The organism is Kribbia dieselivorans NBRC 106261, from assembly GCF_001552435.1.
GTDB lineage: Bacteria > Actinomycetota > Actinomycetes > Actinomycetales > Dermatophilaceae > Kribbia > Kribbia dieselivorans.
This window is the reverse complement of sequence record NZ_BCRE01000030.1, coordinates 1-3,406: the sequence shown is the minus strand read 5'-3', so window position 1 is coordinate 3,406 and position 3,406 is coordinate 1. Positions and strand designations below refer to the sequence as shown.

Sequence of the window (3,406 nt, the reverse complement as noted above, 5' to 3'; positions counted from 1 at the left end):
CCGCCTCAGGAGTCCTGAGGCGGCCCGAAACCATCACTGAACGCGGGGGGCGGGTCAGACGGCGGGGCGCAGGGTGCCGTACGTGACGTCGCTCGTCCAGATCTTCCGCTTGCTGACGTAGCGACCCGAGCTGGGAGCGTCGACGATCTGGCCGTTCCCGACGTAGATGCCCATGTGGTACGCGCTGCTGCCGAAGAAGACGAGGTCGCCGGGGCGCAGCCACTTGCGGGAGATCTTGCGCACGGCCGCGCGTTGCTGTGCCGCAGTGCGGGGCAACTTGACACCCTTGTTGGCGAAGACACGCTGCGTGAAGCCGGAGCAGTCGGCGCCACGGGTCAGGGAGGTGCCGCCGTAACGGTACGGGGTCTTGGCGACGCGTGACTTGGCCAGCGTCGTGGCCGCAGCGACCCGGGTCTTGCTGGCCGTAACCTTGCGCGTGGCCGCCTGCGCCTGCTGCGGGGCCATCGGCCCTTGGTCGACCGCCACCGAGGCGACGGTGCCGCCGGCGGCCAGAGCCGCCGCGCCGAGCAGGGAGACGGGCTTGATGAAGGGGAACAACACGGAGGGACCTCACGCCGGGGACAGGACTGGCCCCGACCCGGTCTAGGGGTTTCCGGTGATCCGCCCAAGGGGTGGACCTCGCCGGGAGCCACATCAATAGTCACGGCGAGGTAACAAATCTCCAAACCTGAGAGGAACGCAGGATGGCCAGATGACACCGAAAATCACGTGCCTTTCACACGGACTCAGCCCACATCCAGAATCGCGACATCCGCATCAGGGCAGGCTCATATCGCAATGATCACCGTTTGATCACGAACAGATCACAACGTGACGCAGATCACACAAAATCCTCGCGATTCGAGGTGAAAACGGGCGCTTTACCGCCGCGTATTACCTCGAATCGCGAGGGGCGGGTCAGAACAGCGCGCTCATGAGCATCGTGCGACCCTTCTTGACCCGCTCGTCATGGTTGCCGACGACGGCGAACAACTCGATCAGGTGGGCCTTGATGCGCTCCCGCTCATCCCCCGACGTGACCCGCACGAGGTCGATCAGCCGGGTGAACGCATCGGCGACGTGCCCGCCGAGGAGATCGAGGTCGGCCACGTCCAATTGCGCCTGGATGTCCGAGGGATCCTCCGCCGCGGCGTGCCGCACGGCCACGGAATCAATGCCGGAGGTCCGCTCGAGCAGACCAACCTGGGCCAACCCGATCTCGGCGTCATGGTCCTTTGGGTTGAGGGCCAGCGCTTGCTCGTACGCCGCCCGCGCCGCCGGCAGATCACCACGCTCGATGGCGTCGAACGCCTCCTGGTGCAACGGCGGCAGCGGCGGCATCTCGTCGTCGGCGGCCGCCACGCTCACGCGCCCGGTCACCCCGTGCTGCACCGCCAACTTGAGCAGCTCATCGACGTAGGCACGCGCCTGCTCCTTGGGCAACACCCCCTGGAACAGCGGCACGGGCTGGCCCTGCAGCAGCCCGAGCGCGACCGGCACACCGGTGCCCTGCAGCGCCTGGGCCACGCCGGGGTTGTGGTCGAGGTCGATGGCGATGACCTGGATCCGCCCCTCGAGGTCCCCGGCGATCTCGGCGAGCACCTGCACGAGCGGGGCCGTCTGCGGCACGCTGCTCGCCCACAGCGCCAGCACCGCCGGCACGCTGACCGAGCGGTTGACGAGTTGGTTGAACGTCGCGTCCGTACCCTCGACGACAAGCCCGCTGTTCACGGCCTCCTGCGCACCGGAGCGCGGTGCACCCGGCTGGGGGGTGTCTCTCGCCGCAGCGCCGGGCTGGGTACCGGTCGTCGGTACCGCGACGCCGGACAAGTCGAAGGCGCCCGCAGCGCCCGGGACGGACTGATCGCTCATGCGGTCATCCTGTCAGGTCGCGGCCCGCTCGTGCGCGTCGGCTCCGCGCTCCAACCTGATCCGCCGGATCCGCGCGGTCTGCGCTCCGGCGTGATCAGCGCGCCCAGGCCGAGCTGATCTGCTCACGCGCCCCGATCAGGGAGGCCTTCCCCTCCGCGGGGATGATGAACGCGACGGTCTCCAGCGTCGAGACCTCGATCCGCTCCTTGACCGCCGGCTTGTTGACCAACGTACGCAGATCGGGCGGAAGGATGAGCTTGCGGCCCTTGTCGGTCATCTGGACGACATCGCGTCGCCGCAACCCGGACATCGACACCGCGCCGCCGTCCTTGAGACGGAATGCCATCGATCCTCCGACGAGCCCCTTGTGGCCCTGGGTGAGGTTCGCCAGCGACCCCATCGACTTCTGCTGCTTGCTCGCATTGGAGCGGAGCGCGGTGGTGTAGGCGTCATCGAGCGAGACCATCTCCGCCTTGGCCGGGTTGGGGAACGCCACCGCCTGGGACCACCGGTGCGCCACCAGTCGCGGCGACGCGACGAGCCCTTGCGGCCCGGCCACGAGCTTCGCACCATCCTCCAGCGGACCCAAGGCAGGCAATGACGCACCGGGCTCCATGTCCGTGACCGCGAAGATCTTGAACGGGTCGCCCGGCTCCCGCGAGACGAGCATCATCAGTTTCTGCCGGTTGCCGACCCGTTGCGTGGCCAGCATCGCCCGGGGCCACTTCGTGCCCTGGGAGATCGCCAGCAACTCGGCGCCCTTGGACGAGGCCACCATGGGCTCGACCTTGCCGCCCTCGGCCTTGAAGTTGGCCACGCGGTCGCTCTCGTAGAGGGCCGGGCCGGTGAACGCGCCTTGACGCGACGTCGATCCGGCCTTCGTGTTGGCCTGTGAGGCCGCAGCCGCCCGGTCGAGGGTCTCGGTCATGGTCTGCGCACCGCGCTCCGGCGTGATCGCCGAACCGGTTCGCTCGGCCGGAGCGTCGTGCACGCCGGCCAGGCTCTCGCCGATCGGGCCGGCCGAGCCGCAGGCGGTCAGGGTCGTGGCCACGAGGGCCAGGGCCGCGGCGGCGCCGCGCAGTCGTCGAGTCGTGGGGCGCATGTCAGCCCTCCGTCGGGTTGGTGGTGGGTCGGCGTCGGGACCACACGCCCCAGATCGCCAACAGGATTCCGCCGAGCAGCAGCACGACCCCGAGGATCGTCAGCCAGATCGCGCTCGTGCCCCAGCCGGAGTTCGTCATCGTCACCTCGAGGCTCTCCAGCTTGCCGGAGCGCGGTGTGGTCACCAACACGCGTTGCGGCGCGTCGGCCTGGTCGATCGTCAGGCTCGCCGAGCCCTTCCCGGTGGCCTGTTGGTCCCAGATCGGCGCGCGCGACGGTTCGGCGGTCTGACCCTTGCCCTGCGGTGCGGTCAGCAACTCCCAGCCGGGCACGGTGACGGCGGTGACGCGCAGGGTCTGCGCCTGACCGATGAGGTGCTCGACCGCCGAGGGCGCGGCGGCGCCGATGAACACGTCGGCGTTGCCACCGGCTC

General features: G+C 69.2%; 4 protein-coding genes. All 4 read right to left on the bottom strand.

Features of this window, described 5'->3' with window-relative positions:
* Nucleotides 1-54: 54 nt before the first annotated feature.
* The gene (locus KD1_RS02905; RefSeq protein ID WP_068397276.1) at nucleotides 55-561 is read right to left on the bottom strand and encodes a C40 family peptidase; all 507 of its coding nucleotides are present in this window, start codon (nucleotides 559-561) and stop codon (nucleotides 55-57) included.
* Nucleotides 562-918: 357 nt separating this feature from the next.
* Complete coding sequence (locus KD1_RS02900) at nucleotides 919-1,872, bottom strand: tetratricopeptide repeat protein (RefSeq protein WP_068397274.1); 954 nt, start codon at nucleotides 1,870-1,872, stop codon at nucleotides 919-921.
* 94 nt (nucleotides 1,873-1,966) lie between these two features.
* Complete coding sequence (locus KD1_RS02895) at nucleotides 1,967-2,974, bottom strand: DUF8094 domain-containing protein (protein ID WP_068397271.1); 1,008 nt, start codon at nucleotides 2,972-2,974, stop codon at nucleotides 1,967-1,969.
* Nucleotide 2,975: 1 nt separating this feature from the next.
* Nucleotides 2,976-3,406: hypothetical protein (locus KD1_RS16725; RefSeq protein ID WP_169795322.1), on the bottom strand; the 431-nt coding region annotated here is incomplete at its 5' end.

Coding starts and splice junctions, on each gene's coding strand:
- KD1_RS02900 (WP_068397274.1), bottom strand. CDS start 1,872: ATGAGCGATCAGTCCGTCCCGGGCGCTGCGGGCGCCTTCGACTTGTCC.
- KD1_RS02895 (WP_068397271.1), bottom strand. CDS start 2,974: ATGCGCCCCACGACTCGACGACTGCGCGGCGCCGCCGCGGCCCTGGCC.